Consider the following 345-nt stretch of genomic DNA (forward strand, 5'->3'; position numbering starts at 1 on the left):
GTTTTTATTATACTTTGATTGTTTTGTATGTGTCAAGTTTTATTATACAGGATTAATATTAGCCGCTGAAAGCACTGAAATATTGGTGGGTTCTACGCTGAAAAATGCTATTTCGGCTTTGTCGGTTTTTACTCCGAAACGAGTAAAGCGTTCAAAGCCGATAAGACCTTGAACGCCGTTATTTTTCCTTTTTGTCATAAAATTTTATGCTCCTTTCGTCCAATAAAAAATTTGCTGCGAGGTCAGAAAAAACTTCGCAGCATTAAAAATATAGTCCATAATCGCCGTTTCGTCAACCCGAAGCGAGAGAAAAGCAAAGCAGGCAGTCGCCGCAAAAGGCAGGAC

Annotated in this window: 1 protein-coding gene; it reads right to left on the reverse strand. The window is 38.6% G+C overall.

From position 1 onward, the window contains the following. Positions 1–42: 42 nt before the first annotated feature. Entirely contained in the window at positions 43–198 is a 156-nt protein-coding gene (locus DW938_RS14915) for a hypothetical protein (RefSeq protein ID WP_181984473.1), read from the reverse strand. Positions 199–345 lie beyond the last annotated feature (147 nt).

It is taken from the genome of Ruminococcus sp. AM43-6, assembly GCF_003461785.1.
GTDB classification, from domain to species: domain Bacteria; phylum Bacillota; class Clostridia; order Oscillospirales; family Ruminococcaceae; genus Hominimerdicola; species Hominimerdicola aceti.

Bases quoted from the DNA above. Each gene is read 5' to 3' on its own strand.
- DW938_RS14915 (WP_181984473.1), bottom strand. From the start codon at position 198: ATGACAAAAAGGAAAAATAACGGCGTTCAAGGTCTTATCGGCTTTGAA.